The sequence below is a fragment of the Albimonas marina genome (genome assembly GCF_029223255.1).
Classification (GTDB): Bacteria; Pseudomonadota; Alphaproteobacteria; order Rhodobacterales; family Rhodobacteraceae; genus Albimonas.
Genome location: NZ_JARHUC010000003.1, coordinates 587,716 through 613,261 on the forward strand (window position 1 = coordinate 587,716; position 25,546 = coordinate 613,261).

The 25,546-nt window shown below is 71.5% G+C and carries 25 protein-coding genes; 13 read left to right on the forward strand and 12 right to left on the reverse strand.

From position 1 onward, the window contains the following. The 8 genes from P2H44_RS10375 to cysE all read left to right on the forward strand — a co-directional run bounded on the left by P2H44_RS10375 (nucleotide 1) and on the right by cysE (nucleotide 8,439). Nucleotides 1-198, forward strand: a complete 198-nt coding sequence (locus P2H44_RS10375) for a rcc01693 family protein (RefSeq protein ID WP_275763449.1) — start codon at nucleotides 1-3, stop codon at nucleotides 196-198. Then, on the forward strand, nucleotides 195-854 hold the full coding sequence (locus P2H44_RS10380) for a phage tail tape measure protein (protein WP_275763450.1): 660 nt from the start codon (nucleotides 195-197) through the stop codon (nucleotides 852-854). Before P2H44_RS10375 ends, P2H44_RS10380 begins: the two co-directional genes overlap by 4 nt. Before the next feature lie 35 nt (nucleotides 855-889). Beyond that, a complete protein-coding gene (locus P2H44_RS10385; protein ID WP_275763451.1) occupies nucleotides 890-1,522 on the forward strand; it encodes a DUF2460 domain-containing protein in 633 nt (210 codons plus the stop codon). After that, complete coding sequence (locus P2H44_RS10390) at nucleotides 1,522-2,415, forward strand: DUF2163 domain-containing protein (RefSeq protein WP_275763452.1); 894 nt, start codon at nucleotides 1,522-1,524, stop codon at nucleotides 2,413-2,415. Before P2H44_RS10385 ends, P2H44_RS10390 begins: the two co-directional genes overlap by 1 nt. After that, nucleotides 2,387-2,866, forward strand: a complete 480-nt coding sequence (locus P2H44_RS10395; protein ID WP_275763453.1) for an NlpC/P60 family protein — start codon at nucleotides 2,387-2,389, stop codon at nucleotides 2,864-2,866. The genes P2H44_RS10390 and P2H44_RS10395 overlap by 29 nt, the downstream gene beginning before the upstream one ends. A gap of 3 nt (nucleotides 2,867-2,869) precedes the next feature. Further along, a complete protein-coding gene (locus P2H44_RS10400) occupies nucleotides 2,870-6,817 on the forward strand; it encodes a baseplate multidomain protein megatron (protein WP_275763454.1) in 3,948 nt (1,315 codons plus the stop codon). Next, complete coding sequence (locus P2H44_RS10405) at nucleotides 6,810-7,508, forward strand: DUF2793 domain-containing protein (RefSeq protein WP_275763455.1); 699 nt, start codon at nucleotides 6,810-6,812, stop codon at nucleotides 7,506-7,508. Before P2H44_RS10400 ends, P2H44_RS10405 begins: the two co-directional genes overlap by 8 nt. A 127-nt stretch (nucleotides 7,509-7,635) precedes the next feature. After that, nucleotides 7,636-8,439 (forward strand): serine O-acetyltransferase, encoded by an 804-nt coding sequence (gene cysE, locus P2H44_RS10410; RefSeq protein ID WP_275763456.1) that lies wholly within the window; start codon nucleotides 7,636-7,638, stop codon nucleotides 8,437-8,439. Between the two features lie 84 nt (nucleotides 8,440-8,523). Here the strand turns inward: cysE and P2H44_RS10415 are convergent, their stop codons facing one another. The 11 genes from P2H44_RS10415 to P2H44_RS10465 form a co-directional block, all read right to left on the reverse strand. Then, the gene (locus P2H44_RS10415; protein WP_275763457.1) at nucleotides 8,524-9,855 is read right to left on the reverse strand and encodes a pyruvate dehydrogenase complex dihydrolipoamide acetyltransferase; all 1,332 of its coding nucleotides are present in this window, start codon (nucleotides 9,853-9,855) and stop codon (nucleotides 8,524-8,526) included. 12 nt (nucleotides 9,856-9,867) lie between these two features. Then, nucleotides 9,868-11,280 carry a pyruvate dehydrogenase complex E1 component subunit beta gene (locus P2H44_RS10420; RefSeq protein WP_275763458.1) on the reverse strand — a complete coding sequence of 471 codons (1,413 nt, stop codon included), beginning with the start codon at nucleotides 11,278-11,280 and terminating at the stop codon, nucleotides 9,868-9,870. 11 nt (nucleotides 11,281-11,291) lie between these two features. Next, nucleotides 11,292-12,278: a pyruvate dehydrogenase (acetyl-transferring) E1 component subunit alpha gene (gene pdhA, locus P2H44_RS10425; protein WP_275763459.1), complete on the reverse strand. Its 987-nt coding sequence runs from the start codon at nucleotides 12,276-12,278 to the stop codon at nucleotides 11,292-11,294. A 245-nt stretch (nucleotides 12,279-12,523) separates the two neighbouring features. After that, nucleotides 12,524-12,826, reverse strand: a complete 303-nt coding sequence (locus P2H44_RS10430) for an FtsB family cell division protein (protein WP_275763460.1) — start codon at nucleotides 12,824-12,826, stop codon at nucleotides 12,524-12,526. 179 nt (nucleotides 12,827-13,005) lie between these two features. Further along, the gene (locus P2H44_RS10435) at nucleotides 13,006-13,260 is read right to left on the reverse strand and encodes a hypothetical protein (protein ID WP_275763461.1); all 255 of its coding nucleotides are present in this window, start codon (nucleotides 13,258-13,260) and stop codon (nucleotides 13,006-13,008) included. 255 nt (nucleotides 13,261-13,515) lie between these two features. Next, nucleotides 13,516-14,790, reverse strand: coding sequence for a phosphopyruvate hydratase (gene eno / locus P2H44_RS10440; protein ID WP_275763462.1), 1,275 nt, complete (start codon nucleotides 14,788-14,790; stop codon nucleotides 13,516-13,518). A 76-nt stretch (nucleotides 14,791-14,866) separates the two neighbouring features. Further along, nucleotides 14,867-15,298, reverse strand: coding sequence for a Fur family transcriptional regulator (locus P2H44_RS10445; RefSeq protein ID WP_275763463.1), 432 nt, complete (start codon nucleotides 15,296-15,298; stop codon nucleotides 14,867-14,869). A gap of 121 nt (nucleotides 15,299-15,419) precedes the next feature. After that, nucleotides 15,420-16,343, reverse strand: a complete 924-nt coding sequence (mazG, locus tag P2H44_RS10450; RefSeq protein ID WP_275763464.1) for a nucleoside triphosphate pyrophosphohydrolase — start codon at nucleotides 16,341-16,343, stop codon at nucleotides 15,420-15,422. Nucleotides 16,344-16,451: 108 nt separating this feature from the next. Further along, on the reverse strand, nucleotides 16,452-17,399 hold the full coding sequence (locus P2H44_RS10455) for a PDR/VanB family oxidoreductase (protein WP_275763465.1): 948 nt from the start codon (nucleotides 17,397-17,399) through the stop codon (nucleotides 16,452-16,454). A gap of 5 nt (nucleotides 17,400-17,404) precedes the next feature. Next, complete coding sequence (locus P2H44_RS10460; protein WP_275763466.1) at nucleotides 17,405-17,896, reverse strand: MOSC domain-containing protein; 492 nt, start codon at nucleotides 17,894-17,896, stop codon at nucleotides 17,405-17,407. Between the two features lie 242 nt (nucleotides 17,897-18,138). Beyond that, nucleotides 18,139-18,768, reverse strand: coding sequence for a 50S ribosomal protein L25/general stress protein Ctc (locus tag P2H44_RS10465; RefSeq protein ID WP_275763467.1), 630 nt, complete (start codon nucleotides 18,766-18,768; stop codon nucleotides 18,139-18,141). Between the two features lie 635 nt (nucleotides 18,769-19,403). Here P2H44_RS10465 and P2H44_RS10470 point away from each other — a divergent pair. From P2H44_RS10470 to P2H44_RS10490, 5 genes are all read left to right on the forward strand, one after another. Further along, nucleotides 19,404-20,180 (forward strand): (Fe-S)-binding protein, encoded by a 777-nt coding sequence (locus tag P2H44_RS10470; protein WP_275763468.1) that lies wholly within the window; start codon nucleotides 19,404-19,406, stop codon nucleotides 20,178-20,180. Next, a complete protein-coding gene (locus P2H44_RS10475; protein WP_275763469.1) occupies nucleotides 20,177-21,622 on the forward strand; it encodes a LutB/LldF family L-lactate oxidation iron-sulfur protein in 1,446 nt (481 codons plus the stop codon). Before P2H44_RS10470 ends, P2H44_RS10475 begins: the two co-directional genes overlap by 4 nt. Next, on the forward strand, nucleotides 21,619-22,281 hold the full coding sequence (locus P2H44_RS10480; protein ID WP_275763470.1) for a LutC/YkgG family protein: 663 nt from the start codon (nucleotides 21,619-21,621) through the stop codon (nucleotides 22,279-22,281). Before P2H44_RS10475 ends, P2H44_RS10480 begins: the two co-directional genes overlap by 4 nt. Before the next feature lie 489 nt (nucleotides 22,282-22,770). Further along, nucleotides 22,771-23,556 carry a hypothetical protein gene (locus P2H44_RS10485; protein WP_275763471.1) on the forward strand — a complete coding sequence of 262 codons (786 nt, stop codon included), beginning with the start codon at nucleotides 22,771-22,773 and terminating at the stop codon, nucleotides 23,554-23,556. 137 nt (nucleotides 23,557-23,693) lie between these two features. Further along, complete coding sequence (locus P2H44_RS10490) at nucleotides 23,694-24,125, forward strand: hypothetical protein (protein WP_275763472.1); 432 nt, start codon at nucleotides 23,694-23,696, stop codon at nucleotides 24,123-24,125. 434 nt (nucleotides 24,126-24,559) lie between these two features. Here the strand turns inward: P2H44_RS10490 and ypfJ are convergent, their stop codons facing one another. Then, on the reverse strand, nucleotides 24,560-25,480 hold the full coding sequence (gene ypfJ, locus P2H44_RS10495; RefSeq protein WP_275763473.1) for a KPN_02809 family neutral zinc metallopeptidase: 921 nt from the start codon (nucleotides 25,478-25,480) through the stop codon (nucleotides 24,560-24,562). Nucleotides 25,481-25,546: the final 66 nt, after the last annotated feature.

Below are 25,546 nucleotides of genomic sequence, written 5' to 3' on the forward strand. Positions count from 1 at the left end.
ATGGACTGGCCGGCGATGATGCGCTTCGGCCTGGGGATCCTGCGGATGACGCCGCGGGACTTCTGGGAGATGACCCCGCGCGAATTCCTCGCGGCCTCGGAGCCCTTTCTGGGCGACGAGGCCGCGCCGATGGGGCGCGCGGAGCTGAAGGCGCTGCGGGCGCGGTTCCCTGACGTGACGCGGGAGGCGGACGGATGAGCGACGACATGGACGGCGACCTTTCCGGCGCGCTGCGCGAGTTCGGCGCGGCGGGCGAAGAGGCGCAGGGCCTGGCGCAGAGCGTCGCCGAGGAGATGGCCCGGCTGCGCGGCGAGATGCGCGAGACCTCGCGCGAGGCGCAGGGGCTGGCGGGGGCGATCTCGGGATCCTTGCGCTCGGCGTTCGACCGGATGGTCACCGGCGGCGCCGGGGCCTCGGACGTGTTGCGGCGGCTGGGGTCGGACCTGGCGGGACGGACGTTCGACGCGGCGATCCGGCCGGTGCACGGCGCGCTGAGCTCGGCGCTGACCTCGGGGATCTCGGGGCTGCTTGCCGGGATCTCGCCGTTCGCGGCGGGGGGCGCGTTCTCCGGCGGTCGCCTGCGGGCCTTCGCGGGCGGAGGCGTGGTGGACGGTCCGACGCTGTTCGGGATGCGGGGCGGCGCGGGGCTGATGGGCGAGGCGGGGCCGGAGGCGATCATGCCCCTGCAGCGCGGCGCCGACGGGCGGCTGGGCGTCGCGGCAGGCGGAGGCGGGCGGGCGGTGAACGTGACGGTCAACGTCTCGACCCCCGACGTCGCAGGCTTCGACAAGTCCCGCAGCCAGGTCGGCGCGCAGGTGGCGCGCGCGGTTCGGCTGGGGATGCGCAACGGCTGACGGCGAGCGGCGAGGCGCGCAGACAGGAGGCGGCGATGGCCTTTCATGAAGTGAGATTTCCCGATGCGCTGTCGGTCGGTTCGACCGGCGGCCCGATGCGGCGCACGGAGATCGTGACGCTGGCGAACGGCTACGAGCAGCGGAACACGAACTGGGCCGAGTCGCGTCGCAGCTACGATGCGGGCGTCGGCGTCTCGAGCCTGGACGACCTCGAGGAGGTCGTGGCCTTCTTCGAGGCGCGGCGCGGGCAGCTGCATGGCTTCCGCTGGAAGGACTGGCTGGACTTCAAGTCCTGCGCGCCCTCGCAGACGCCCTCGGCGAGCGACCAGCAGATCGGGACGGGGGATGGAAGCACCACCACGTTCCAGCTGATCAAGAGCTACGAGGCGGCGGTGAACCCCTACGTGCGCACGATCCAAAAGCCGGTGACGGGGAGCACGAAGGTCGCCGTCGACGGAGTGGAGCAGGTTCCGGCCGCGGATTTCGTCGTGGCCGACGCGACGGGGGAGATCAGCTTCACGGTCGCGCCGACCGCCGGGCAGGCGATCACGGCTGGGTTCGAGTTCGACGTGCCGGTGCGCTTCGACACCGACCGGATCGTGTGGAGCCTGACGGCGCTGCAGGCGGGAGAGATCCCCTCGATCCCCGTGGTCGAGGTGCGGGTCTGATGCGCGCGCTGGAACCCGAGATCGCCGAGCTGCTGGGGCAGGAGGCGACGACGCTCTGCCGCTGCTGGGTGGTGAAGCGCGCCGACGGGGTGGAGCTGGGCTTCACCGATCACGACCTGCCGTTGCGGTTCGCCGGCGTCGATTTCGAGCCGGAGACGGGGTTCGAGGGCACCGAGGTCGAGAGCTCGCTGGGGCTGGCGGTCGACAACCAGGAGACGGTGGGCGCCCTGCGGTCCGACGCGATCCGGGAGGCGGATATCGTGCGGGGGCTCTACGACGGCGCGGAGGTGACGCGCTGGGTCGTGGATTTCACCGACGTCGCGCGGCGCGTGAAGCTCTCGGTCGGGGTGGTCGGCGAGATCCGGCGCGGAGACCTGGCCTTCGAGCTGGAGATCCTGGGGCGCTCGGAGGTGTTGAACCGGCCGTTGGGGCGGGTGTTCCAACGCTCCTGCGACGCCGAGCTGGGCGATGCGCGCTGCGGGGTGGCGCTGGAGGGCGAGTTCCGCAAGAGCGGCGAGGTGCAGGCGGTGCAGGACGCACGCCGCTTCACCGTCGCGGGGAACGCGGCCGACCGGCCTGCAGGGTGGTTCGATCACGGCAAAGTCGAGTGGACCTCGGGCGCCAACGATGGGCAGGTCGTTTCGGTTCGGCGCTTCTATGCGCAGGCCGGGCAGATGGTGGTGGACCTGTGGAACACGCCCTCGGCCCCGATCCAGGCGGGGGATGAGCTGCGCTTGGTGGCGGGGTGCGACAAGACCGCGTCCACTTGCAAGGCGAAGTTCAGCAATTTCCTCAGCTTCCGAGGCTTTCCTCTGATGCCGGGGGAAGACTGGGCCACGGCCTATCCGCGCGCGGACGAGGTGCATGACGGCGGGTCGCTGTTCAATGGGTGACGCACGGCGGGCCGAGGCGCGGCGCGCGGCGATCGTCGCGGCGGCGCGCGGCTGGCTGGGGACGCCGTATCGTCATCAGGCGAGCGCGCGCGGGGCGGGCGCCGATTGCCTCGGCCTGGTGCGGGGCGTCTGGCGCGAGGTGATCGGGCCGGAGCCGGAGACGCCGCCCGCCTATACGCCCGAGTGGCTCGAGGTCAGCCGGGAAGAGCGTCTGTTCGAGGCCTGCGAGCGGCTGATGCGGCGGATCCCGCCGGGCGAGGCGCAGGCAGGCGACGTGCTGCTGTTCCGTATGCGCGCGCGCGGCCCGGCAAAGCACCTCGGCATCCTGGTCGAGACGGGGGGCGACGAGCCCCGGATGATCCACGCCTATTCGGGGCGCGGGGTCGTGGGGTCCTCGCTCGGGCCTTCCTGGCAGCGGCGCATCGCGGCGGCCTTCAGCTTTCCGGAGTGATCCATGGCGACTTTGGTACTGGCCGCCGCGGGCGCCGCCGTGGGCGGCGCCGTCGGGGGCGGCATCGCCGGCGTCAGCGCGGTTGCGCTGGGGCAGGCCGCGGGCGCGGTCGTCGGCGGGCTGATCGATCAGAAGATCCTGGGCGGCGGCGGCCGCGCGGTGGAGCGGGGGCGCGCCTCGACCCTGCGGGTGCAGGCGGCGAACGAGGGCGCGCCGATCGCGCGCGTCTATGGCCGGATGCGCGTGGCGGGCCAGGTGATCTGGTCGACCCGCTTCAAGGAGCATGTGAACCGCGAGGAGCATGGCGGGAAGGGCGGCGGCGGCGGCACGACCGTCACCGAATACGCCTACACCATCAGCTTCGCGGTCGCCCTGTGCGAGGGGCCGATCACGCGCATCGGGCGGATCTGGGCCGACGGCCGGCAGATCAACGCGGATTCGCTGAACTGGCGTCTTCATCGCGGGACCGAGGGGCAGGGGCCCGATCCCGCGATCGAGGCGGTGGAAGGCGAGGGGAACACGCCCGCCTACCGCGGCCTCGCCTACATGGTGTTCGAGGACGTGCCCCTCGGCCAGTTCGGGAACCGCGTGCCGCAAATCAGCGTCGAGGTGTTCCGGCGGCCGAAGACCCCGGCCTCGGTCGAGGTGGGCGAGGAGGGGGAGCTTCGCCTCCACAAGCTGGTCAAGGGCGTGACGATGATCCCCGGGTCGGGGGAATTCGTGCTCGAGACCGAGCCGGTGCGGGAGATCATCGGCGAGGGGCAGGAAAAGTTCCTGAACCTCAACGCCTGGTCCGACAAGACCGATGCCGTGGTGGCGCTGGACCAGCTGCTGGACGAGCTGCCGGAGCTGGAGACGATCTCGGTCGTGGTCAGCTGGTTCGGCGACGACCTGCGCTGCGCCCAGTGCCAGGTGAGGCCGGGCGTCGAGTACGCGGACAAGGTGACCGCGCCTCATGTCTGGACCGTCGGCGGCGAGGCTCGGGCGGACGCGTACCTGGTCGGGCGCGACGGCGAGGGGCGGCCGATCTACGGGGGCACCCCCTCGGACGGGTCGGTGGTGCGCTATCTCCAGGAGCTGAAGGCGCGCGGCCTTCGGGTGCTGTTCTATCCCTTCATCTTGATGGATGTGGCGCCGGGCAACGGCAAACCGGATCCGTGGGGGGGCGCCGAGCAGGCGGCCTATCCCTGGCGAGGGCGGATCACGCAGTCGGTCGCGGCGGGTCAGCCGGGCTCTCCGGATCAGACGGCGGCGGCGGCGGCGGAGGTCGACGCGTTCTTCGGGGATGCGCAGCCGGGCGAGTTCACGTCCGCGGGCGACACGGTGCTCTTCTCCGGCGCAGGAGCGCATCGCTATCGGCGGTTCATCCTGCACTATGCGCATCTGTGCGCGCTGGCGGGGGGCGTCGATGCGTTCTGCATCGGCTCGGAGATGCGCAGCCTGACGCAGGTGCGCTCGGCCAAGACCGTCTATCCGGCGGTCGAGCGGCTGAAGGCGCTGGCGGGCGACGTGCGCGCGGTGCTGGGGGACGGGACGAAGATCGGCTATGCGGCCGACTGGTCGGAGTATTTCGGGCACAATCCGGGCGACGGTTCGGGAGATCGGATCTTCCACCTGGATCCGCTGTGGGCCGACCGGGACGTCGATTTCATCGGGATCGACTACTACGCGCCGCTGACCGACTGGCGGGACGGCTTCGACCATCTGGACGCGGAGCTCGCGCCCACGATCTACGATCTCGACTACCTCGCCTCGCGTTTCGAGGCAGGCGAGAACTACGACTGGTACTATGCGTCGGATGCGGATCGGACGGCGCAGATCCGCACGCCCATCGACGACTGGTATGGCGAACCCTGGGTCTGGCGCGCCAAGGACATCAAGAGCTGGTGGTCGAACGTCCACTTCGACCGGATCGACGGCGTCCGGCAGGCCGAGAGAACGGACTGGACGCCGCGCTCGAAGCCGGTGTGGCTGACGGAGATCGGTTGCGGCGCCGTCGACAAGGGGACCAACCAGCCCAACGTCTTCGTGGATCCGAAGAGTTCGGAGAACGGGCTGCCGCATTTCTCCTCCGGCCTGCGGGACGACCTGATCCAGCGTCGGATGCTCCAGGCGATGCAGTTGCACTGGGGGCGGTCTGCGAACAATCCCTGGTCCAGCCGCTACAACGGGCGGATGCTGGACCTGTCCAACGTCCATGTGTGGACCTGGGACGCGCGGCCGTGGCCGACGTTTCCGGCACGCTCGGACCTGTGGTCGGACGGCTCGAACTACGAGTACGGGCACTGGCTGAACGGGCGCGTGGCGTCCGCCTCGCTGGACCGGGTGGTGGCGGAGATCTGCGCCGAGGCCGGGTTGACCGACATCGACGTGACCGGGCTGCATGCGCTGATGGACGGGTTCGTCCAGCAGGCCACGCAGTCGCCGCGCGCGGCGTTGCAGGCGCTGATGATCGCCTTCGGCTTCGACGCCTATGAGACGGCGGGGACGCTGCGCTTCGTGATGCGCGGTATGCAGGAAGCGGTGGAGATCGATCCCGAGACGGTGGTCGAGGACGGCGCCGGCGCGGCCCGCGACGTCGAGCGCGTGCGTGCGCCGACGGGCGCGGCGCTGCGGGAGGTTCGGGTGGGCTACCTGCGCACCGAAGCCTCCTACCAGGCGGGCGCCGCCGAGGTGATCAACCCCGACGGCGCGGCCGTGGGGGTCGAGGGCTCGGAGCTGCCGATCGCGATGAGCCGGGGACGGGCGGTGGAGATCGCCGATCGCTGGGCGCGGGAAAGCACGGTGGCGCGCGAGACGATCGGCTTCGCGGTTCCGGGCTCGCGGCTCGATCTCGAGCCGGGCGACGTGGTTCGCCTGGGGCCGGCGGGCGAGCCGGAGTATCGGGTGGATCGCATCGTCGAGGGCGTCGCGCGCTCGATCGAAGGCACGCGGATCGAGCCGTCGGTCTACCAGCTGGGCGCGCGTCCCTTCGGCGAGGACCCCGAAGCGCCGCTCGACACGCGGCCCGGCGCCGGGGTTCCCGGCTATCGTCTGATGGACGTGCCCTGGGCGGTGTTCGGGGGCGACGAGGACAACGGCTTCGCCGCGGTCTGGTCGACTCCGTGGCCCGGGACGGTGGCCGTCTACTCCTCGGATCGCGACGACGACTATACGGCGGAGGCGGCGACGACGCGGCCGTCGACGGTCGCGAAGCTGCTGACGCCGCTGCCGGCGTCCCAGCCCTGGCGCTGGACGCGGGGGGTGACGATCCAGGTGCAGATGATCTCGGGCACGTTGTCGAGCGCGGACGAGCTGGCGGTGCTGAACGGGGCGAACCTCGCGGCGCTGAGCTCTCCGCTCGGCGGGTGGGAGGTGCTGCAGTTCCGCGAGGCGAAGCTGATCTCGCCGGGGATCTACGAGCTGTCGGGTTTTCTGAGGGGAACCTGCGGGACCGAGCCGGTGATCGGCGATCCGACGCCGGCCGGGGCCGTGCTGGTGATGCTGAACCAGCGGTTGATCGGGATCGATCTGGGGCTGGAGGCGCTGGAGCTGGAGCGGCACTACCGCATCGGGCCCGCGGCCGACCAGCCAGGGGACGACAGCTTCGCGCACGCGACCTGGACCTGGAACGGGGCGGCGCTGAAGCCCTTCGCGCCGGTTCGGATCTCGGCCGTGCGGGCGCCGGGGGGCGAGGTGAAGGTGACCTGGACCCGTCGCGGGCGGTTGGACATCGACCTCTGGCCGGCGAGCGAGACGCCGCTGTTCGAAGAGACCGAGGCCTACCGGGTCCGCGTCCGCTCGACCGGCGGATCGGTCGTGCGGCAGGTGCAGGTGAGTTCGCCGGAGTTCACCTACACGACCGCGATGCAGTCCGCGGACGGAGTGCCGGGCGCCGCTACCTTCGAGATCGCGCAGATGTCGGCCGCCGTCGGCGCCGGCCACTATGGGAAGGTGACCTTCGATGGCTGAGACCGCCAACCTCGATCTGCCGCTGCTGTCCGACAGCCAGGCGCGCAAGCATATCACGGTCAACGAGGCGCTGACCCGCCTTGACCACCTGGTGATGATGGCCGCGATCAGCCGCACGCTGGCGACGCCTCCGGTCTCGCCGGCGGACGGGAACCGCTACATCGTGCCTACGGGGGCGAGCGGCGCCTGGGCCGGGCGGACCTCGGACGTCGCGATCTTCGTCAACGGCGGCTGGGACTTCATCACGCCCCTGACCGGCTGGCGCGCCTATGTCGAAGACGAGGCGGCGGAGGTCGTGCACGCCGCCGGGGTGTGGAGCGTGCTGACCCTGCCGGCCGCGCCGTCGGGCGCGATCACGGTGGTCGAGTTCGAGCATCAACTGAGCGCAGGCGGCGCGCAGTCCACGACGGGGCAGATTCCGGCGGGGTCGCTGGTGCTGGGCGTGACGGCGCGGGTGCAGCAGGCGATCACCGGGGCGGCCGGCTGGTCGCTCGGCGTCGTCGAGGCCGAGACCCGTTATGGCGAGGGTCTGGCGGTGGGCGCGGGCGCAGGGATCGTCTCGGTCACGGGGGCGCCCCTGGCCTATTCGTCCAGCGTCGCGCTGCGGCTGACGCCGGAGGGCGGGAATTTCACAGGCGGCCGTGTGAAATTCAATATTCACCGACTGACCTTCGCCGCTCCGCCGGCGTGAAGCGGGGCAGGGATTGCGTGACCGATGTCTTCACAATTGGTCATGACGCCTTGGCTTGAAACGCCGGATGGGGCAACGATCTCCCTTAAGGCGCGCAATCCGCGCGCGGCCCCGAGGGAGGACCGCCATGTCCGTGGCCCCGAAGGAAGAGGCCCTTGCGAAGCTGGACCCCGTGTGGTCCCGCATTCGCGACGAGGCCCGTGAGATGGTGGACGACGAGCCGCTGATCGGCAGCCTCGTCCACGCCACCGTGCTGCATCACGACAGTTTCGAAGATGCGCTGAGCTATCGCATCGCCCAGAAGCTGGCCGCCCCGGACCTGTCGGCGTTGATCCTGCAGGACGTGGCGCGTGACGTGATCCGTCAGGACAAGTCGATCGGCGCCGCGGCGCGGGCGGACGTGGTCGCGGTCTATGAGCGCGACCCCGCCTGCCATCGCTATGTTCAGCCGCTGTTGTTCTTCAAAGGCTATCTGGCGATCCAGAGCTATCGGGTCGCGCACTGGCTGTGGATGAACGGGCGGCAGGACCTGGCGCTGTTCATCCAGATGCGCGCCTCGGAAGTCTTCGCGATCGACATCCATCCCAACGCCCGCGTGGGCCGCGGGATCATGATCGACCACGGGCATTCGGTGGTGATCGGCGAGACGGCGGTGCTGGGCGACAACTGCTCGCTGCTGCACGGCGTGACGCTGGGCGGCACCGGCAAGGAGGATGGCGACCGCCATCCCAAGGTCGGGCACGGGGTGCTGATCGGCGCGGGCGCGAAGATCCTGGGCAACATCCAGATCGGACATTGCAGCCGCATCGCGGCCGGTTCGGTGGTGCTCCACGACGTGCCGCCCTGCAAGACCGTCGCCGGCGTGCCGGCGAAGGTCGTGGGCGACGCGGGCTGCGCTCAGCCCTCGCTGAGCATGGACCAGATCATGTGAGAACGCCGCCGCTTCTGCGGGCGGAATGAAGAAGGGCGCGGAGGCTGATGCCTCCGCGCCCTTTTTTCATGTTCGGCCCTCGGCTCAGGCGAGCAGGGCCATCGGGTTCTCGAGGTTGGTCTTCACCGCCTCGAGGAACTGGGCGCCCAGCGCGCCGTCGATCACCCGGTGGTCGACCGAGAGGGTCACGGACATCACCGTGGCCACCTTGATCTCGCCGTCCGCTCCCACGACCGGCTTCTTCACGCCCGCGCCGACCGCAAGGATCGAGCCGTGGGGCGGGTTGATCACCGCGTCGAAGTTCTCGATCCCGTACATCCCGAGGTTCGAGATCGCGAAGCTGCCGCCCTGGTATTCCTGCGGCTGCAGCTTGCGGTCGCGCGCCTTGCCGGCGAGCGTCTTCATCTCGGCCGAGATCGCCGAGAGCGACTTCGTGTCGGAGCCGCGCAGCACCGGCGTGATCAGGCCGCCGTCGATGGCCACTGCGACCGCCACGTCGGCGCGCGAGAACTTCAGGATCCGGTCGCCGGCCCAGACCGCGTTGCAGTCGGGAACCTGGATCAGGGCCGCCGCGCAGGCCTTGATGACGAAGTCGTTGACCGAGAGCTTCACGCCGCGCTTCTCGAGCGCGCCGTTCAGCTCTGCCCGGAACGCCATCAGCGCATCCAGCTCGATGTCCCGCCGCAGGTAGAAATGCGGGATCGTCGACTTCGCCTCGGTGAGGCGCGCGGCGATCGTCTTGCGCATCCCGTCGAGCTTGACCTCCTCGAACTCCACGTCGCCGTAGAGCTTCTTCACGGCATCGGCGGAGGCCGGCTCGGCCTTGGCGACGGGAGCGACGGCGGCCGGGGCCTTGTCCTCGGCCTTCGCCGCGGGGGCGGCGGCCTCGGGCTTCGCGTTCTCGACGTCGGCCTTCACGATCCGGCCCTTCGGCCCGGACCCCTTCACCTTCGTCAGGTCGAGCCCCTTCTCCTTCGCGATCCGCCGCGCGAGCGGGGAGGCGAAGATCCGCTCGCCGTCGGCGGTCGACGGCGCGGCGGGGGCAGGGGTCTCGGCCGCCTTCGGCTCAGGCGCGGCAGAGGCGGCGGAGGGCTTTTCGCCCTCGCTCTCGGCCGGGGCGGGCTTGGCCTCGGGCTTGGCGGAGGCGGCCTCGTCGACCGCCGAGGCGTCCTCGCCCTCCTCGAGCAGGACGGCGATGGGGGTGTTCACCTTCACCCCCTCCGTGCCCTCGGCGATCAGCAGCTTGCCGATCACGCCCTCGTCGACGGCCTCGAACTCCATCGTGGCCTTGTCGGTCTCGATCTCCGCGATCACGTCGCCGGAGCTGACCGTGTCGCCTTCCTTGACCGTCCACTTGGCCAGCGTGCCCTCCTCCATCGTGGGGGACAGCGCGGGCATCAGGATCTGGATGGACATCTCCCTCCCCCCTCAGCGGTAGCAGACGGACTTCACGGCCTCGACCACCTCGGCGGTGGTGACGAGGGCGTGTCGTTCCAGGTTGGCCGCGTAGGGCATCGGCACGTCCTTGCCGGTGCAGTTCAGGACCGGGGCGTCGAGGTAGTCGAACGCCTCCTTCATCAGCGTCGCCGAGATGTGGCTGCCGATGGAGGCGACGGGCCACCCCTCCTCGACCGTCACGCAACGGTTGGTCTTCATGACCGAGCGCACGACCGTGTCCGTGTCCATCGGGCGCAGGCTGCGCAGGTCGACGACCTCGGCCTCGATCCCCTCGCCCGCGAGCGCCTCGGCGGCCTCCAGCGCGTAGGTCATGCCGATGCCGAAGCTCACGATCGTCACGTCCGTGCCCTTGCGCCAGATCCGCGCCTTGCCCAGCGGCACGGTCAGATCCTCGACCTCGGGCACGTCGAAGCTGCGGCCGTAGAGGATCTCGTTCTCCAGGAACACCACCGGGTTGGGGTCGCGGATCGCCGACTTCAGCAGGCCCTTGGCGTCGGCGGCCGAGTAGGGCTGCACGACCTTCAGGCCGGGGATCTGCGCATACCAGGCCGCGTAGTCCTGGCTGTGCTGGGCCCCCACGCGGGCCGCGGCGCCGTTGGGGCCGCGGAACACGATCGGGCAGCCCATCTGGCCGCCGGACATATACAACGTCTTGGCCGCCGAGTTGATGATCTGGTCGATCGCCTGCATGGCGAAGTTGAAGGTCATGAACTCGACGATGGGACGCAGGCCGGCGAAGGCCGCGCCCACGCCCAGGCCGGCGAAGCCATGCTCGGTGATCGGGGTGTCGATCACCCGCTTGGCGCCGAACTCGTCCAGCAGGCCCTGGGTGATCTTGTAGGCGCCCTGGTACTCGGCCACCTCCTCGCCCATCACGAAGACGTCGCCGTCGGCGCGCATCTCCTCGGCCATCGCGTCGCGCAGGGCCTCGCGCACCGTCTGCTTCTTCATCGGCGCGTCTTCGGGCCAGTCGAGCTCCAGCTCGGCCATCGGCGCGCCGGGCTTGGCGGCGGCGGGGACGGTGGCGTGGGGCGCATCCTCCAGCGCCTTGGGCGCCTCGGGCGTGTCCGACGCCTCATCCTTCGGCTCGGTCTTCGCCGCGGGCGCCTCGGCGGCCCCTTCGGCGGCGGAGGCGTCCTCCCCCTCCTCCAGAAGCACCATGATGGGCGTATTGACCTTCACGCCCTCCGTGCCTTCCTCGATCAGGATCTTGCCGACGACGCCTTCGTCGACGGCCTCGAACTCCATCGTCGCCTTGTCGGTCTCGATCTCCGCGATCACGTCGCCGGAGGAGACCTTGTCCCCCTCCTTGACGTTCCACTTCGAGAGCGTCCCCTCCTCCATGGTGGGGGAGAGCGCGGGCATCAGGATCTGAATCGCCATTCTTCCCCTCCTCAGGCGTACACGTCGGTCCAGAGCTCTTCGAGCGCGGGCTCGGGGCTCTCCTGGGCGAAGTCGGCGGACTTGTTGACGATGCCGCGGACCTCCTTGTCGATGGCCTTCAGCTCCTCGTCCGTGGCGTCGCCGCCCATCGTCAGCAGCTCGCGCACATGCTCGATCGGGTCGCGGGTCTCGCGCATCTTCTGCACTTCCTCGCGGGTCCGGTATTTCGCCGGGTCCGACATCGAGTGGCCGCGGTAGCGGTAGGTGTTCATCTCGAGGATGTAGGGGCCCTTGCCCGCGCGGCAGATGTCGGCCGCCTTCACGCAGGCGTCGCGCACCGCCAGCACGTCCATGCCGTCCACCGCCTCGCCCTCGATCCCGAAGGCCGCGCCGCGGGTGTAGAGCGCGGGGGAGGAGCTGGCGCGCTTCAGGCTGGTGCCCATCGCGTACTGGTTGTTCTCGATGACGAAGATCACCGGCAGATGCCACAGCGAGGCCATGTTGAAGGTCTCGTAGACCTGGCCCTGGTTCGCCGCGCCGTCGCCGAAATAGGTGAAGGTGACGTTGTCGTTGCCGCGATACTTGTTCGCGAAGGCCAGCCCCGCGCCAAGAGGGACGTTCGCGCCGACGATGCCGTGACCGCCGTAGAACTCCTTCTCCTTGGAGAACATGTGCATCGAGCCGCCCTTGCCCTTGGAGTATCCCCCCTCGCGCCCGGTCAGCTCGGCCATCACCCCGTCGGGATCCATCCCGCAGGCCAGCATGTGGCCATGGTCGCGGTAGGTGGTGATGCGCTGGTCGCCCTCCTTGGCGGCGGCCTCGGCCCCGACCACCACGGCCTCCTGGCCGATGTAGAGGTGGCAGAACCCGCCGATCAGGCCCATGCCGTAGAGCTGGCCCGCCTTCTCCTCGAAGCGGCGGATGAGCAGCATGTCGCGATAATACGCGAGCAGCTCCTCCTTGGACGCATTGGGCTTCTTTCGCCGCGTGGCGGCCATGGCGTCGTCCTCCCTGGTGTGGGCCCGGATCGTTCACGATGTCCCGGCTTTTCTAGCCTCGCACCATAGCGTCTGCACGCCAATACCGAGCAACCGAATTGCGGTTTTCTTGGGGGAAAGGGAAGTTTCGTGCGTCCCGAGGCCGAAGGCGCCGCAGCGAAATCATGTGGTTGCCATACCATCGGACGCGATTTCGCCGCCGCCAGCCTCCGCGAGGCTCGCGCGAACGCTCCGGCGCGACGGGGTCAGCGGATCACGATCTCGTCGGGGCGGGCGTAGCCCAGGATCCGGCGGGCGCGTTCATCGAGCAGGTCGAGGTCGAGATAGCGGTCCGACAGGCGGCGGGTCAGGTTCTCCATCCGCCGGCGCTCGGCCTTCAGCTCGGCCAGGTTCGCCTCCAGCGTGGTCTGCTCGCGCGCCAGGCGCACCTGCTCGACCAGGCCCGTGTCGCCCTGCAGCGCCGAATATCCGAAGTAGCTGGTGGCCCCGACCACGAAGAAGCCGAAGGCCGCGGCCACGATCCGTCGCGATGCGCCGCTCTCGCTCATGTCGTCCCGCCTGCCTGATCCGGCGTCCCCGCTGACCGCCACACGGCGGCCGGGGACCTGACTCCGCACAATGCCGCAGCCATGTCGATTTGAAAAGAGTCTTTGTGCACGCGGGCTTGTCGGCCCGCGCTCAGACGCCGTGTCGACGTCGGACCTGCACGCGCCCGAGGCGCGCCGGCTCAGACCCCGTGGGCGCTGACGTAGAAGAGGATCGCCGCGGCCGCCGCCAGGATCGCCACGTGGCGCGCCCGCAGCTGTCCGCCGAGGGACGATCCGCCCACCCGCGAATAGGCCTTCAGCGGGGGCGGGCGATGATGCGCCTCCTCTCGCGCGGTGGCGCCGGTGGAGAAGAAACGCGTCCGCCCGTCCGTCGCGGAGCGCGACGCGGCGCCCGAGTCGGTGGGGCGCAGGAAATTTCGGGAAGGACTGACCATGACTGGGCCGATACCCCATCGCGGTTGTCCGCCCGCTTAACGACGCATGCAGATTCCGTATATCTTCATGACCAAAGCGCCCTCCGACCGCCATTCCACGCCGAAAGACGTCAGGGACTCAAGGGCCTGGCTCGCAGCGAGAAAAAAACGTTTGCGCCGTCGAATCCGGGCCCGGATCCGACGGCGCGATGCTCGGCGCAATATTTCGGGCGCGACCGGCCGGGCCCGAAGGCCCGCGCCGGCCGGCGGCCCTCCTCAGCCCTTCAGGATCGAGCGGCCGGCGAAGATCGCCGCCTCGCCCAGCTCCTCCTCGATACGGATCAGCTGGTTGTACTTCGCCAGCCGGTCCGAGCGCGCCAGCGAGCCGGTCTTGATCTGCCCGCAGTTCAGCGCCACCGCGAGGTCGGCGATGGTCGCGTCCTCGGTCTCGCCCGAACGGTGCGACATCACCGAGGTGTAGCGCGCGCGATGCGCCATCTCGACCGCCTCGATGGTCTCGGTCAGCGAGCCGATCTGGTTCACCTTCACCAGGATCGAGTTCGCCGCGCCCATCTCGATGCCGGTGATCAGGCGCTTCGTGTTGGTCACGAACAGGTCGTCGCCCACCAGCTGGCACTTGTCGCCCACCAGGTCGGTCAGGGCCTTCCACCCCTCCCAGTCGTCCTCGGCCATGCCGTCCTCGATCGAGATGATCGGGTAGTCGGCGACCAGCCGGCGCAGGTACTCGGCCATCTGCTCCGAGGTCAGCACCGCATCCTCGCCCTTGAGGTGGTACTTGCCGTCCTCGTAGAACTCGGTTGAGGCCGCATCCAGCGCGATGTAGACCTCCTCGCCCGGCTTGAAGCCCGCCTTCTCCACCGACTTCATGATGAAATCGAGCGCGTCGCGCGTGCCCGCGAGGTTCGGCGCGAAGCCGCCCTCGTCGCCGACGTTGGTGTTGTGGCCGGCGGCCTTCAGCTCGGACTTCAGGGTGTGGAACACCTCCGCCCCGATGCGCACCGCCTCGCGCAGCGAGCTCGCCCCGACGGGCATGATCATGAATTCCTGCACGTCGATCGGGTTGTCGGCATGCTCGCCGCCGTTGATGATGTTCATCATCGGCACGGGCAGGACCTTGGCGTTGGTGCCGCCCACGTAGCGGTAGAGGGGCAGGGCGACGCTCTCGGCCGCGGCCTTGGCGCAGGCGAGCGACACGCCCAGGATGGCGTTCGCGCCCAGCCGGCCCTTGTTCTCGGTGCCGTCCAGCTCGATCATCGCGCGGTCGATGGCGACCTGCTCGGTCGCGTCGACGCCGGCCAGCGCCTCGAAGATCTCGCCGTTCACCGACTCGACCGCCTGCGTGACGCCCTTGCCCTTGTAGCGCGCGCCGCCGTCGCGCAGCTCCACGGCCTCGTGCGCGCCCGTCGAGGCGCCCGAGGGGACCGCGGCGCGGCCGAAGGAGCCGTCCTCCAGCGTCACGTCGACCTCGACGGTCGGGTTGCCGCGGCTGTCCAGGATCTCGCGACCCGCGATGTCCACGATGGCGCTCATTCTCGCGTCTCCGTTGCTCGGGCCGGCGGGCGGCCCGCTGCACAGGGGGCGCGCGCCGGCGGAAAGGGATGGGGCGTCAGCCGCCCCGCTTGGCGCGGCCCTTCTTGATGGGCCGCCCGAAAAGCTCCATGCGATGGCCCAGCAGCTCGTATCCCAGCCGCTCGGCCACCTTGCGCTGCAGGGCCTCGATCTCTTCGTCCACGAACTCGATGACCTCGCCGGTGGCCATGTCGATCAGGTGGTCGTGGTGCTCCCGCTCGGCGTCCTCGTAGCGCGCGCGCCCGTCGCCGAAATCGACCTTCTCGACGATCCCCGCGTCCTCGAACAGCTTCACGGTCCGGTAGACGGTCGCGAGGCTGATCCGCGCGTCCTCGGCCGCGGCCCGGCGGTGCAGCTCCTCGACGTCGGGATGGTCGGAACTGGTCTCCAGCACGCGGGCGACGGTGCGCCGCTGTCCGGTCATGCGCAGGCCCGCGGCCTCGCAACGATCCAGGATGCTGTCGGTCATGGGCGGGCGGTCTTCTCCGGGCCGTCCTGGGCCCCGTGAAACGGGTCGGGGCCGCGGTCGGGTGCGGTGATAACGGATGCGCGAGGCCGGGTCAAAGCGGCGACGCGTCCTTCGGCGACGCTCAGAGCCGGTCGTCGGGCGCGGGCCGCGGGGCGTCCGCCGCCGGCGCGCCCGCCGCCGCCTTCTCCTCGGCGCGGATCTCGTCCCAGATCGCGTCCATCTCGGCCAGCCCCGCCTCCTCCGGCCGCCGGCCGCGGGCGGCGAGCCGGCGCTCCACCTCCCGGAACCGCCGTTCGAACTTGGCGTTGGTGCGCCGGATCGCGTGCTCGGGCTCGACCTTGAGATGCCGCGCGAGGTTGGCGAGCACGAAGGCGAGGTCCCCGAACTCCGCCTCCACCTCGTCGGCGGTCAGCGTCTCGTGCGCCTCGGCGAGCTCCCCCGCCTCCTCCACCACCTTGGCCATCACGCCCGTCAGGTCCGGCCAGTCGAAGCCCACCCGCGCCGCGCGCGCCTGCAGCTTCACCGCCCGCGTCAGCGCCGGCAACCCCAGCGCCACCCCGTCCAGCGCCGAGGCCCCGGCCGGTTCGACCTTGCCCTTCGCCGCCCGCTCCTCGGCCTTCATCCGCTCCCAGTCGCCGGGGCGCAGCTCGCGCACCAGGCCGGTCTCGTCGCCGAAGACATGGGGGTGGCGGCGCAGCATCTTGTCCGAGACGGCGCGCGCCACGTCGTCGAAGTCGAAATGGCCCGCCTCGTCGGCCATCTGCGCGTGGTAGACGACCTGCAGCAGCAGGTCCCCCAGCTCGTCCTTCAGGTCTTCCATGTCGTTCCGCTCGATGGCGTCGGCGACCTCGTAGGCCTCCTCCACCGTATACTTGGCGATCGAGGCGAAGTCCTGGTCGCGGTCCCAGGGGCAGCCGTCGGGGGCGCGCAGGCGGCGCATGATCTCGCGCAGGCGCTCCAGCGCGCCGGCGGGGTCGCGCACCAGCGCGTCGGAGGCCTCTCGGCCCGCGTCTGCGGTCCGGCGGGGGGAGGGGGCGTCGGTCATCGGCGTCTCCGGCGGCGGGGGCGGCGGCGGGGGCGGGGCGGTCGGGCATCGGGGTAGCGCGGCGGGGCGGTCGGGGACAAGGCGGCAGGGCGCCCGCCCTCGCCGCCCTCAGAGGTCGAGCGCGATCACCCCCCGCCCGCGCGACACGCAGGGGATGAAGCGCCGCGCCTGCGCCATGGGCGACAGCGCCTGGTCGCGGTGGATCGCCTCGCCCGCCAGCAGGCCGCATTCGCAGGTCCCGCAGACCCCGTTCTCGCAGGCCGCGTTCAGCGCCACCCCCGCCTCCCGCAGCGCGTCGAGCGCCGAGCGATCGGCCGGCACCGTCACCTCGCGCCCGTCGCGCAGGCGGATCGCGAAGGGGGCGGGCGGGGCGCCGTCGTCGAGGGGCTGGAACGCCTCGCTCGCGACCGAGCCCTCGGGCCACCCCTGCGCCGCCTCCGCCACCGCCGCCATGAACCCCGGCGGGCCGCAATGCATCAGCCGCCCGTCCGGGGGCGGATCGGCCAGCAGGGCGGCGAGGGTGCGGCGCGCCGCCTCCGCGCCCGCGTCGTGCAGGGTCACGCGCGCGGCGGGCAGGACGGCCGCGATCTCGTGGCGGAGCGGCGCCTCGGCGCGGTCGCGCACGAAATGATGCAGCCGCCATTCCGCCCCCTGCGCCTCCAGCGCCCGGGCCATGGCGATCAGCGGCGTCGCCCCGATCCCCCCCGCCAGCAGCAGCGCCGGCCCCTCGCCCGGCGGGATCGCGAAATGGTTGCGCGGGGCCGAGACGGGGACGAGGTCGCCGACCGCCAGCCCCTCGTGCACCCAGGCCGAGCCGCCGCGCCCCTGCGCCTCCCGCTTCACCGCGATGACATATCGGCCTGTCTCGGCGGGATCCCCGATCAGCGAGTACTGGCGCACCCCTCCGAAGGGCAGGTGCACGTCGACATGGGCGCCGGGGGCGAAGCCGGGCAGGGTGGGCCGGCGGGGGTGGGCGAACTCCACGATCCGCACTTCGCCCGGCCCGTCGCGCAGGGCCGCGACCTCCAGCTTCATGATCAGGCGGGGCGCGGCCATGGCGCTCAGCCGTCCAGCGGCAGGATCGGGTCGCCGGGGCGGATGATCCCGCCCGTCTCGATCGCGCAGTTGAGGCCCGAGCGGTTGAGAAGCGCGTCGTGCAGATCCGGCATCCCCATCAGCTCCTCGAAATAGCGGCAGGGGAAGTTCAGGCGATGGGCGCGCAGCACCGTCTCGCCCACCCGAAATCGCTTTCCGACCAGGTGGTTGAGCGGCACGCCCCGGGTGGTCAGGTTGCGCCGGTGATCCTCGGGCGCAAGCGTGGCGCGAAAGCCGGGGACGCGCGGCTCGCCGGCCGCCAGCGCCTCCAGAACCTCCATCTCGATCAGCGTCACCTCGCGCACGTCGGGCTTGGGCGAATAGGTTCCGGTTCCGAGGTAATAGCGGTCGCCGACGATGCCGCGGCCGGCGACCAGCTCGGCCTCGTCCAGCGCCTCCATCTCGTAGGCGGCGGCGGGGGCGACGTGGATGTGCAGCAGCTCGCCCGACCAGCTCATGCGCGGTCCGGGCGGGCGGAGGAGGGGGCGGGCGGGCGCGGCATCGGGGCGGCTCCTGTGCAGGGTCTTGGCCGGGCGCAGTCTGCCGCGCCCGCGGCGCGGGCGAAAGATGCGGCGTGCGGGGGCTGTCAAAGGCGGGCGCAGAACTCCCATGCGACTGAAATCCCGAGCGAAAACGAAAAACGCCCGCTCCGGATCCGGAGCGGGCGTTCCTGTTCGCAAGCCGTGCGGCGCGTCGAGGATCACTCCTCGGCGGCGGCCTCCTCGGCCTCGCCCTCGGCCTCCTCGGCCTCCGCGGCGCGCAGGCCGGAGGGGGCGGAGATGTTGGCCAGCACGAAGTCGCGGTCCTTGATCACCGGCGTCACGCCCTTGGGCAGCTCGACGTCGGAGATGTGGATCACGTCGCCGAAGCTCTTGCCCGTCAGGTCGACGGTGATGTGATCGGGGATCGAGCCCGCGACCACGTTCAGCTCGACCTCGGAGCGCACCACGGTCAGCACGCCGCCCTTCTTCAGGCCCGGCGAGGCCTCCTGGTTCACGTAGTCGACGTGGACGAAGAGGTTCACGCGCGACTTCTCGGTCAGGCGCAGGAAGTCGACGTGGGTGGGCAGGTCGCGCACCACGTCGCGCTGCACGGCGCGGCAGATCACGCGGTTGTCCGCGCCGTCCACCTTGACGTTGAACAGCGTGCTCAGGAAGCGGCCGGCCTTCAGGCGCTTGAGCAGCTCGTTGTGCTTGACGTTGATGGTGACGGGGTCCTGCCCGCCGCCATAGATCACGCCCGGAACCAGTCCTTCGCGCCGCGCGGCACGGGCAGCCCCTTTGCCCGTGCCGGAGCGGGCGGTGGCCTCGAGAACGGGAAGTTCGGCCATCGTCGACTCCAATTCATAAGATGTGGCGCGAGGGGCCGATCCCCCCGCATCCTCCGCGGGCGCCTCCAGGGGTGTCGTCGCCGCGGACGCGCGCCTATACGCCGAAACCGGCCCGAGGGAAAGACCCGACGCGCCCGGCGAGGGCCTGGGGTCGGGCGGAGAGGGGCCGGGCGAATAGATCGGACCGGATGAGGAATTCTCCCCGCGCGCGCCGCCCGGAGGGGCCAAGCAGGCCGTGGATTAAATCAACTCGGTTGAAGAAATCCCTGCCGGTCGAGACGCCCCTCGACCCCCCTTCGCTCGCCTCGCGTCGGGACGCCGCGCGCCGACGCGCCTTCCGGCAGGACGGCGCCCCGCTGCCGCTCGCGGCGCCACCGCCCGACCCCCTTCCTCCCGCGCGCCGGCGAGAGACCTCCGCCCCGCGCGCCCCGGCCGGGACGCGCCGCGGGCGGAGCCTCCGCCACCGGCGCGCGGGTCGACGCGGCGCCTGCCTGCGCGGCGCTCGGACCGGCCTGCGGATCGCTCGCCTGGCGGAAAAGCCGGGCCCCCGCGCCCGCATCGGCGGCGCGCTCTTGCCCCGCGCGCCCACCCGCGCTTTACAAGAGGGAGCGAGCGACAAGGGAGGGCCGCCAGCCATGACCGGATCCGAGGGCGACAAGCCCCGCGTGGCGCTGCTGGCCACCTGCCTGGTGGACCTGTTCCGACCCTCGGTCGGCTTCGCGGCCGCCAAGCTGCTGGAGGACGCGGGCTGCGACGTGCGGGTGCCCCCGAACCAGACCTGCTGCGGCCAGCCGGCCTGGAACTCGGGCGACGAACGCGCCGCCCGCCGCCTCGCCCGCCGGGTGATCGAGGATTTCGAGGAGTACGACGCGGTGGTGGTCCCCTCGGGCTCCTGCGCGGCGACCGTGGTCAAGGACTACCCCCAGATGTTCCGCCCCGGCGACCGCTGGCGCGCCCGGGCCGAGGCGCTGGCCGCCAAGACCTTCGAGATCACCCAGTTCCTGCGCGACGTGCTGAACGTCGCGGCCACCGACGGGCGCGCGCCCGAGGGGCCGGTGACCTATCACGACAGCTGCTCGGGCCTGCGCAGCCTCGGCGTCAAGGCCCAGCCCCGCGCCCTGCTGGGCGCGATCGAGGGGCTGGAGCTGCGCGAGCTGCCCGAGGCCGAGGTCTGCTGCGGCTTCGGCGGCACGTTCTGCGTGAAATACCCCGAGATCTCGGACCGCATGGTCGGCGACAAGGCCCGCCACGCTGAGGCGACCGGCGCCGGCACGATCCTGGCGGGCGACCTCGGCTGCCTGATGAACATCGCCGGCAAGATGAGCCGCGAGGGCCGCCCCGTGAAGGCCCGCCACGTGGTCGAGGTGCTGGCCGGGATGACCGACCTGCCCGCCATCGGAGAGAGCCGATGACCCATCAGCCCACCACCCCCCGCTTCCGCGAGAACGTGCGCGCGGCGATGGCCGACGCGCCGCTGATGGAGCAGATGACCACCGCGCTCACCGGCTCGATGGCCCGTCGTGCCGGGGCCGCGGGGGCGGTGCCGGAGTTCGACCAGATCCGCGACGCCGGCCGCGACCTGAAGAACCACGTGCTCGAGCATCTCGACGTCTATCTCGAGACCTACGAGAAATCCGTGACCGACGCCGGCGGCCACGTGCACTGGGCCGAGACGGCGCAGGAGGCGCGCGAGATCATCCTCGAGATCTGCCGCAAGGCGGGGGCGAAGACGGTCAACAAGGGCAAGTCGATGATCTCGGAGGAGATCGGGCTCAACGACTACCTCGAAGAGAACGGGGTGAAGCCGGTCGAGACCGATCTCGGCGAATACATCATCCAGCTCCGCAAGGAGACGCCCTCTCACATCATCGCCCCGGCGATGCACGTGAACGTCCCCCAGTGGCGCGAGGCGTTCCGGAAATTCCACCCGCACCTGCCCGAGGACCGGGACCTCGAGGGCCTCGACAAGCTGCTGCTGGAGGCCCGCGGCGAGCTGCGCCGCAAGTATTTCGAGGCCGAGGTCGGGATCACAGGCGCCAACATGCTGATCGCCGAGACCGGCCAGTCGGTGATCGTGACCAACGAGGGCAACGGGGACCTGTCGCAGTCGCTGGCCAAGGTCCACGTGGTCATCGCCTCGCTGGAGAAGATCGTGCCGACGCTGGAGGATGCGTCGACCGTGCTGCGCCTGCTGGCGCGCTCGGCCACGGGGCAGGAGATGTCGGTCTACACGACCTTCTCCTCCGGTCCCCGCCGGGCCGAGGATCCCGACGGGCCCGAGGAATACCACGTGGTGCTCCTCGACAACGGGCGCTCGGAGATGCTGGGCTCGGACTTCCAGGACATGCTGCGCTGCATCCGCTGCGGGGCCTGCATGAACCATTGCCCGGTCTACCGGGCGGTGGGGGGCCACGCCTACGGCTGGGTCTATCCCGGCCCGATGGGCGCGGTGCTGACGCCGGCGCTGATCGGGGTGACGCAGGGCGGCAACCTGCCCAACGCCTCGACCTTCTGCGGGCGCTGCGAGGAAGTGTGCCCGATGCGCATCCCGCTGCCCAAGATGATGCGCCACTGGCGGGCGCGGGAGTTCGAGCGCAAGCTCTCGCCCAAGGGCGTGCGCAGGGGCCTGGGCGTCTGGGCCTGGGCGGCGCGTCGGCCGGGGCTCTACCGCGCGGGCGCCTCTCTGGCGGCGCGGGCGCTGCGGATGCTGGGGGCGGGCTCGATCCGCCGGCTGCCGATGGCGGGCGGGGCCTGGACCGCGACCCGCGACTTCCCCGCGCCCGAGGCCGGGGGGACCTTCATGGCCCGCTGGAACCCCGACGCCGAGGGTCGCCGCCGGGGGGGCGCGAAATGAGCTCCCGGGTGCGCATCCTCGCCAACCTCCGCCGCCGGCTGGAGGAGGGGCGCCCGGCCGCCGAGCGGGCCGAGGGCGTGGCCGCCCGCCTGCGCCTCGCCGGCGCGCAGACCGCGCCGCGCCCCGCCGCCTCGCAGCTCGAGGGGGCCGAGGCGCTGGCCCGCTTCGAGGAGAAGCTGCGCGCGGTGGACGCGAGCGTCTCCCACGTCGCCTCCTTCGAGGCGTTGCCGGAGGCGCTGGCGAGCGAGCTGCGCGCGCGCAACCTGCCGGCCGCGATCCGGATGGGCGAGGATGCCGAGCTCACGGGCCTCGACTGGTCGGGGCTGGAGGCGAGCCGCGGCCCGGGGCGGATCGAGGAGCCCGCCACTCTCTCCCGCGCGGTCTGCGGCGCGGCGGAGACGGGCACGGTGGCGCTGCGTTCGGGCCCCGAGAACCCGGTGACGCTGACCTTCCTGGGCGAGACGCATTTCATCGTCCTGCGCCGCTCGGAGGTGGTCCCGGGCCTCGAGGAGCTGTGGGCCCGGGTGCGCCGCTCGGGCGCGCAGCCGCGCACGGTGAACCTGGTGACGGGCCCCAGCCGCTCGGCCGACATCGGCGGCGTCCTGCAGCTCGGCGCCCACGGCCCCGTCGCCGTCCACGTCTTCCTGGTCGACGCCTGAAGCGCCGCGTCTCCCGTCGCGCCGGACGCAGCCTCCAGCCCGCGGCGCGCCCCACCCCCAACGCCCGGGGCAAAAGTCTCCTCCCTCGCAGACCGGGCGCCCAGGCGCGACGCCCGCACGGGTCGCGAAGCGCCTGTTCTCCGGAGCCGTCTCTCGCGGATGCCGACAAGAGCGAGTCGGGGGGAGGGGTCCAGGATCGCGAAGCGACCCCGCCTCTTGGCGGGGCTTGTCCTTGACCCCTCCCCCCGACTCGCTCAGGCATCGCAAGCGAGAGACGGATCCGGAGAACAGGCGCGGCCCTTGTTCTTTGGTGAGTCAGGAGCCCGCCGGAGGCCGCCGCACCCGCAAATCCGGGCGCGCCCGACCCCGCAGGCCCAAGCCCGCCCGCAGGGCGCCCACGCGCCCCGCCGTCGCCGGGGCCTTGCCCGCTGCGCCGCCTTCGGGGCATCGTCTCGCGCGATCCCTCGCCCGCCCCGGAGCCCGCGCCCGATGTCCCTCTCCCGCATGTTCGCCCCCTCCGACCGCGCCCCGGCGCCGCGCGCCAGCGGTCCGGTGGACGTGGGCTGGCTGCTGACCGAGCCCGAGGCGGGCGTGGTGTTCTTCCCGCCGGAGCGGGTGCGCTCGGTCGAGATGAACCGGCGCCACGCCAAGTCCGCCTCGCGCTGCCCGGCGGTGATCAACCTCGAGAGCCGGTACTTCGTGATCCGCTGCCCCTTCGACCTGGCGCTGCGGTTCGAGCGGGACAAGGACGGCCGCCCGGGCCTGCGCAACCTGATGGGCAACGCCAGCCCGGTGCGCCCCAAGAAGCTCAACAAGCACCTGCACGTGGTGGGCGAGGCGGAATGGCGCCATCCCGACCGGCCGACGGTGCAGATCAGCCTGCCGTACCTGTTCGTGGCCGACGAGCCGGTGTTCCTCACCCAGCTCTCGGCCTTCCTGCACTACCGCGCCGAGCCGCTGCCCGGCACCATCTTCGGCGGCCGTTTCCCGGTGCACGTCTGGCCGCGCCCGCTGATGTGGGCCTTCGAGTGGCACGACGTGACCAAGGACCTGGTGCTGCGCCGGGGCGAGCCCTGGTTCTACGTGCAATTCGAAACCGCCCCGCAGGAGCGCCCGGTGCGCCTGGTGGAGGCCGAGCACACCGAGGCGCTGAAGGCCTACGAGAAGCATGTCTCGGGGGCGGTGAACTACGTCAACCAGACCTTCTCGCTGTTCCAGCAGGCCGAGAAGGCGCGGCCCGAGCGGCTGCTGACCCCGGTCTCGCGCAAGGGCTGACGCGGGGGCTGACGGGGGCGCGAAAGCGCTTGACCTCGACCATGGTCGAGGATGTCGGGTGGGCGACGACCGGCCGCGCGCGGCGGCCGGAGACCCGCATCCCGGCGCCCCCGCGCCGTCGCGCAGGATGACCGACCATGGCCCTGGACCTTCCCGATTTCGCCGAGGGCGGCGACGCCCAACTGGACGCCCCGCTCGACGCCCCCTTCGACGCGCTCTTCGAGGATGCGGCGCCGCGCCTGGCGCAGGCGCGCCTCGACCGGTTCGAGATGCCCGCGGCGGCGCGCGCCGAGTTCCTCGAAGCGGTGCGCGTCATCCACGCCGTCCTGCGCCGCCGACCCGGCTTCCTGCGCGACCTGCTGCTGGAGCGAACGCTGCCCGACGGGCGGGTGGAGATCGCCACGCTGGTGGAATGGGGGGCGACGGCCGACCTCGCGGCGGCGAAGGTCGAGGCGGCGCGGGCGCAGGCGGCGGCGGGGATCGACCCGGCGGCGCTGATGGCGCGGCTGGGCGTGCAGGCGACGATCGCGAGCTTCGAGCCGGTGGAGGGGGGCGACGAGGGGCGCTGATCCTCCGGCGGGCGGAGGGGGGCGGAGGCGCCCTGCGGGCGGGCTTGGGCCTGTGGGGTCGGGCGCGCCCGGATTTGCAGGTGTCGCTGCCTCCGGCGGGCTCCTGACTCACCAAAGAACAAGGGCCGCGCCTGTTCTCCGGATCCGTCTCTCGCTTGCGATGCCTGAGCGAGTCGGGGGGAGGGGTCAAGGACAAGCCCCGCCAAAAGGCGGGGTCGCTTCGCGATCCCTGACCCCTCCCCCCGACTCGCTCTTGTCGGCATCCGCGAGAGACGGCTCCGGAGAACAGGCGCTTTGCGACCCGTGCGGCCGTCGCGCCGGGGCGCCCGGTCTGCAGGTGAGGGAGGCGGGGGCCACGGGAGATGGGGGTGGGGCGCGCCGCGGGCGGGGCGGTGCGTCCGGCGCAACGGGGGACGCGGCGCCTCAGGCGGGCGTCAGGGCGCGCGGGCGAAGGTGTCGCAGGCGGCGATGGAGCCCTCGTTCCAGCCGCGGGCGAACCAGCTCTTGCGCTGCTGGGAGGTGCCGTGCTGGAAGCTCTCGGGGCGGACGCTGCGGCCGGCCTCGCGCTGGAGCGTGTCGTCGCCGATGCGCGAGGCGGCGTTCAGCGCCTCGTCCACGTCGCCCTCGTCGAGGCTGCCGAACTTCGCCTGCGCCTTCTGCGCCCAGACGCCGGCGAGGCAGTCGGCCATCAGCTCGACCTTCACCTGCACCGCGTTCGCCTCGGCCTGGCCGAGGCCCGCCTTCAGCCGCTGGGCGCGCTTGAGGACGCCGAGCTCGTTCTGCACGTGGTGGCCGACCTCGTGCGCGATCACGTAAGCCGCGGCGAAGTCGCCCCCCGCCCCGAGCCGCCGGTCGAGCGCGTCGAAGAAATCGGTGTCGAGATAGGCCTTCTCGTCGAGCGGGCAGTAGAACGGGCCGGAGGCGGCGCTCGCGCCCCCGCAGGCCGACTGCACCGCGCCCGAGAACAGCACCAGCTTCGGCGGCTCGTAGCGCCGGCCGAGCTCGTTGGAGAAGGCGTCGGCCCAGACCTCCTCGGTGTCCGCCAGCACCACCGAGGCGAACTGGCCGCGGTCGCGGTCCTCCTGCGTCAGGGGGCCGGTGGAGGCGCCGGGCGCGCCGCCCTCGTACTGCGACCCCGCGAACAGCGAGACGCCCACGAAGATCAGGAAGATCACCCAGCCGGCCTTGGAGCGGGGCAGGGAGACGCCACGCCCCGAGCCGGAGCCGGGAAAGCCGCCCGGGAACCCGCCGGGCCGGCGCCCGAAGCCGCCGGGCAGGCCGAAGCCCCCGCGCGAGGGGGTCTGGCCCCGCCGGTCCTCGACGTTCGAGCTTCCGCGCCGTCCGCGCCACTGCATGGCGGTCTCCTCCTCGCCGCACGCCCCTCGCAGCCTAGATAGCGCGGGGAAGCCGCGGGTCCTCCC

Coding starts and splice junctions, on each gene's coding strand:
- P2H44_RS10375 (WP_275763449.1), top strand. CDS start 1: ATGGACTGGCCGGCGATGATGCGCTTCGGCCTGGGGATCCTGCGGATG.
- P2H44_RS10380 (WP_275763450.1), top strand. CDS start 195: ATGAGCGACGACATGGACGGCGACCTTTCCGGCGCGCTGCGCGAGTTC.
- P2H44_RS10385 (WP_275763451.1), top strand. CDS start 890: ATGGCCTTTCATGAAGTGAGATTTCCCGATGCGCTGTCGGTCGGTTCG.
- P2H44_RS10390 (WP_275763452.1), top strand. CDS start 1,522: ATGCGCGCGCTGGAACCCGAGATCGCCGAGCTGCTGGGGCAGGAGGCG.
- P2H44_RS10395 (WP_275763453.1), top strand. CDS start 2,387: ATGACGGCGGGTCGCTGTTCAATGGGTGACGCACGGCGGGCCGAGGCG.
- P2H44_RS10400 (WP_275763454.1), top strand. CDS start 2,870: ATGGCGACTTTGGTACTGGCCGCCGCGGGCGCCGCCGTGGGCGGCGCC.
- P2H44_RS10405 (WP_275763455.1), top strand. CDS start 6,810: ATGGCTGAGACCGCCAACCTCGATCTGCCGCTGCTGTCCGACAGCCAG.
- cysE (WP_275763456.1), top strand. CDS start 7,636: ATGTCCGTGGCCCCGAAGGAAGAGGCCCTTGCGAAGCTGGACCCCGTG.
- P2H44_RS10415 (WP_275763457.1), bottom strand. CDS start 9,855: ATGTCCATCCAGATCCTGATGCCCGCGCTGTCCCCCACGATGGAGGAG.
- P2H44_RS10420 (WP_275763458.1), bottom strand. CDS start 11,280: ATGGCGATTCAGATCCTGATGCCCGCGCTCTCCCCCACCATGGAGGAG.
- pdhA (WP_275763459.1), bottom strand. CDS start 12,278: ATGGCCGCCACGCGGCGAAAGAAGCCCAATGCGTCCAAGGAGGAGCTG.
- P2H44_RS10430 (WP_275763460.1), bottom strand. CDS start 12,826: ATGAGCGAGAGCGGCGCATCGCGACGGATCGTGGCCGCGGCCTTCGGC.
- P2H44_RS10435 (WP_275763461.1), bottom strand. CDS start 13,260: ATGGTCAGTCCTTCCCGAAATTTCCTGCGCCCCACCGACTCGGGCGCC.
- eno (WP_275763462.1), bottom strand. CDS start 14,790: ATGAGCGCCATCGTGGACATCGCGGGTCGCGAGATCCTGGACAGCCGC.
- P2H44_RS10445 (WP_275763463.1), bottom strand. CDS start 15,298: ATGACCGACAGCATCCTGGATCGTTGCGAGGCCGCGGGCCTGCGCATG.
- mazG (WP_275763464.1), bottom strand. CDS start 16,343: ATGACCGACGCCCCCTCCCCCCGCCGGACCGCAGACGCGGGCCGAGAG.
- P2H44_RS10455 (WP_275763465.1), bottom strand. CDS start 17,399: ATGGCCGCGCCCCGCCTGATCATGAAGCTGGAGGTCGCGGCCCTGCGC.
- P2H44_RS10460 (WP_275763466.1), bottom strand. CDS start 17,896: ATGAGCTGGTCGGGCGAGCTGCTGCACATCCACGTCGCCCCCGCCGCC.
- P2H44_RS10465 (WP_275763467.1), bottom strand. CDS start 18,768: ATGGCCGAACTTCCCGTTCTCGAGGCCACCGCCCGCTCCGGCACGGGC.
- P2H44_RS10470 (WP_275763468.1), top strand. CDS start 19,404: ATGACCGGATCCGAGGGCGACAAGCCCCGCGTGGCGCTGCTGGCCACC.
- P2H44_RS10475 (WP_275763469.1), top strand. CDS start 20,177: ATGACCCATCAGCCCACCACCCCCCGCTTCCGCGAGAACGTGCGCGCG.
- P2H44_RS10480 (WP_275763470.1), top strand. CDS start 21,619: ATGAGCTCCCGGGTGCGCATCCTCGCCAACCTCCGCCGCCGGCTGGAG.
- P2H44_RS10485 (WP_275763471.1), top strand. CDS start 22,771: ATGTCCCTCTCCCGCATGTTCGCCCCCTCCGACCGCGCCCCGGCGCCG.
- P2H44_RS10490 (WP_275763472.1), top strand. CDS start 23,694: ATGGCCCTGGACCTTCCCGATTTCGCCGAGGGCGGCGACGCCCAACTG.
- ypfJ (WP_275763473.1), bottom strand. CDS start 25,480: ATGCAGTGGCGCGGACGGCGCGGAAGCTCGAACGTCGAGGACCGGCGG.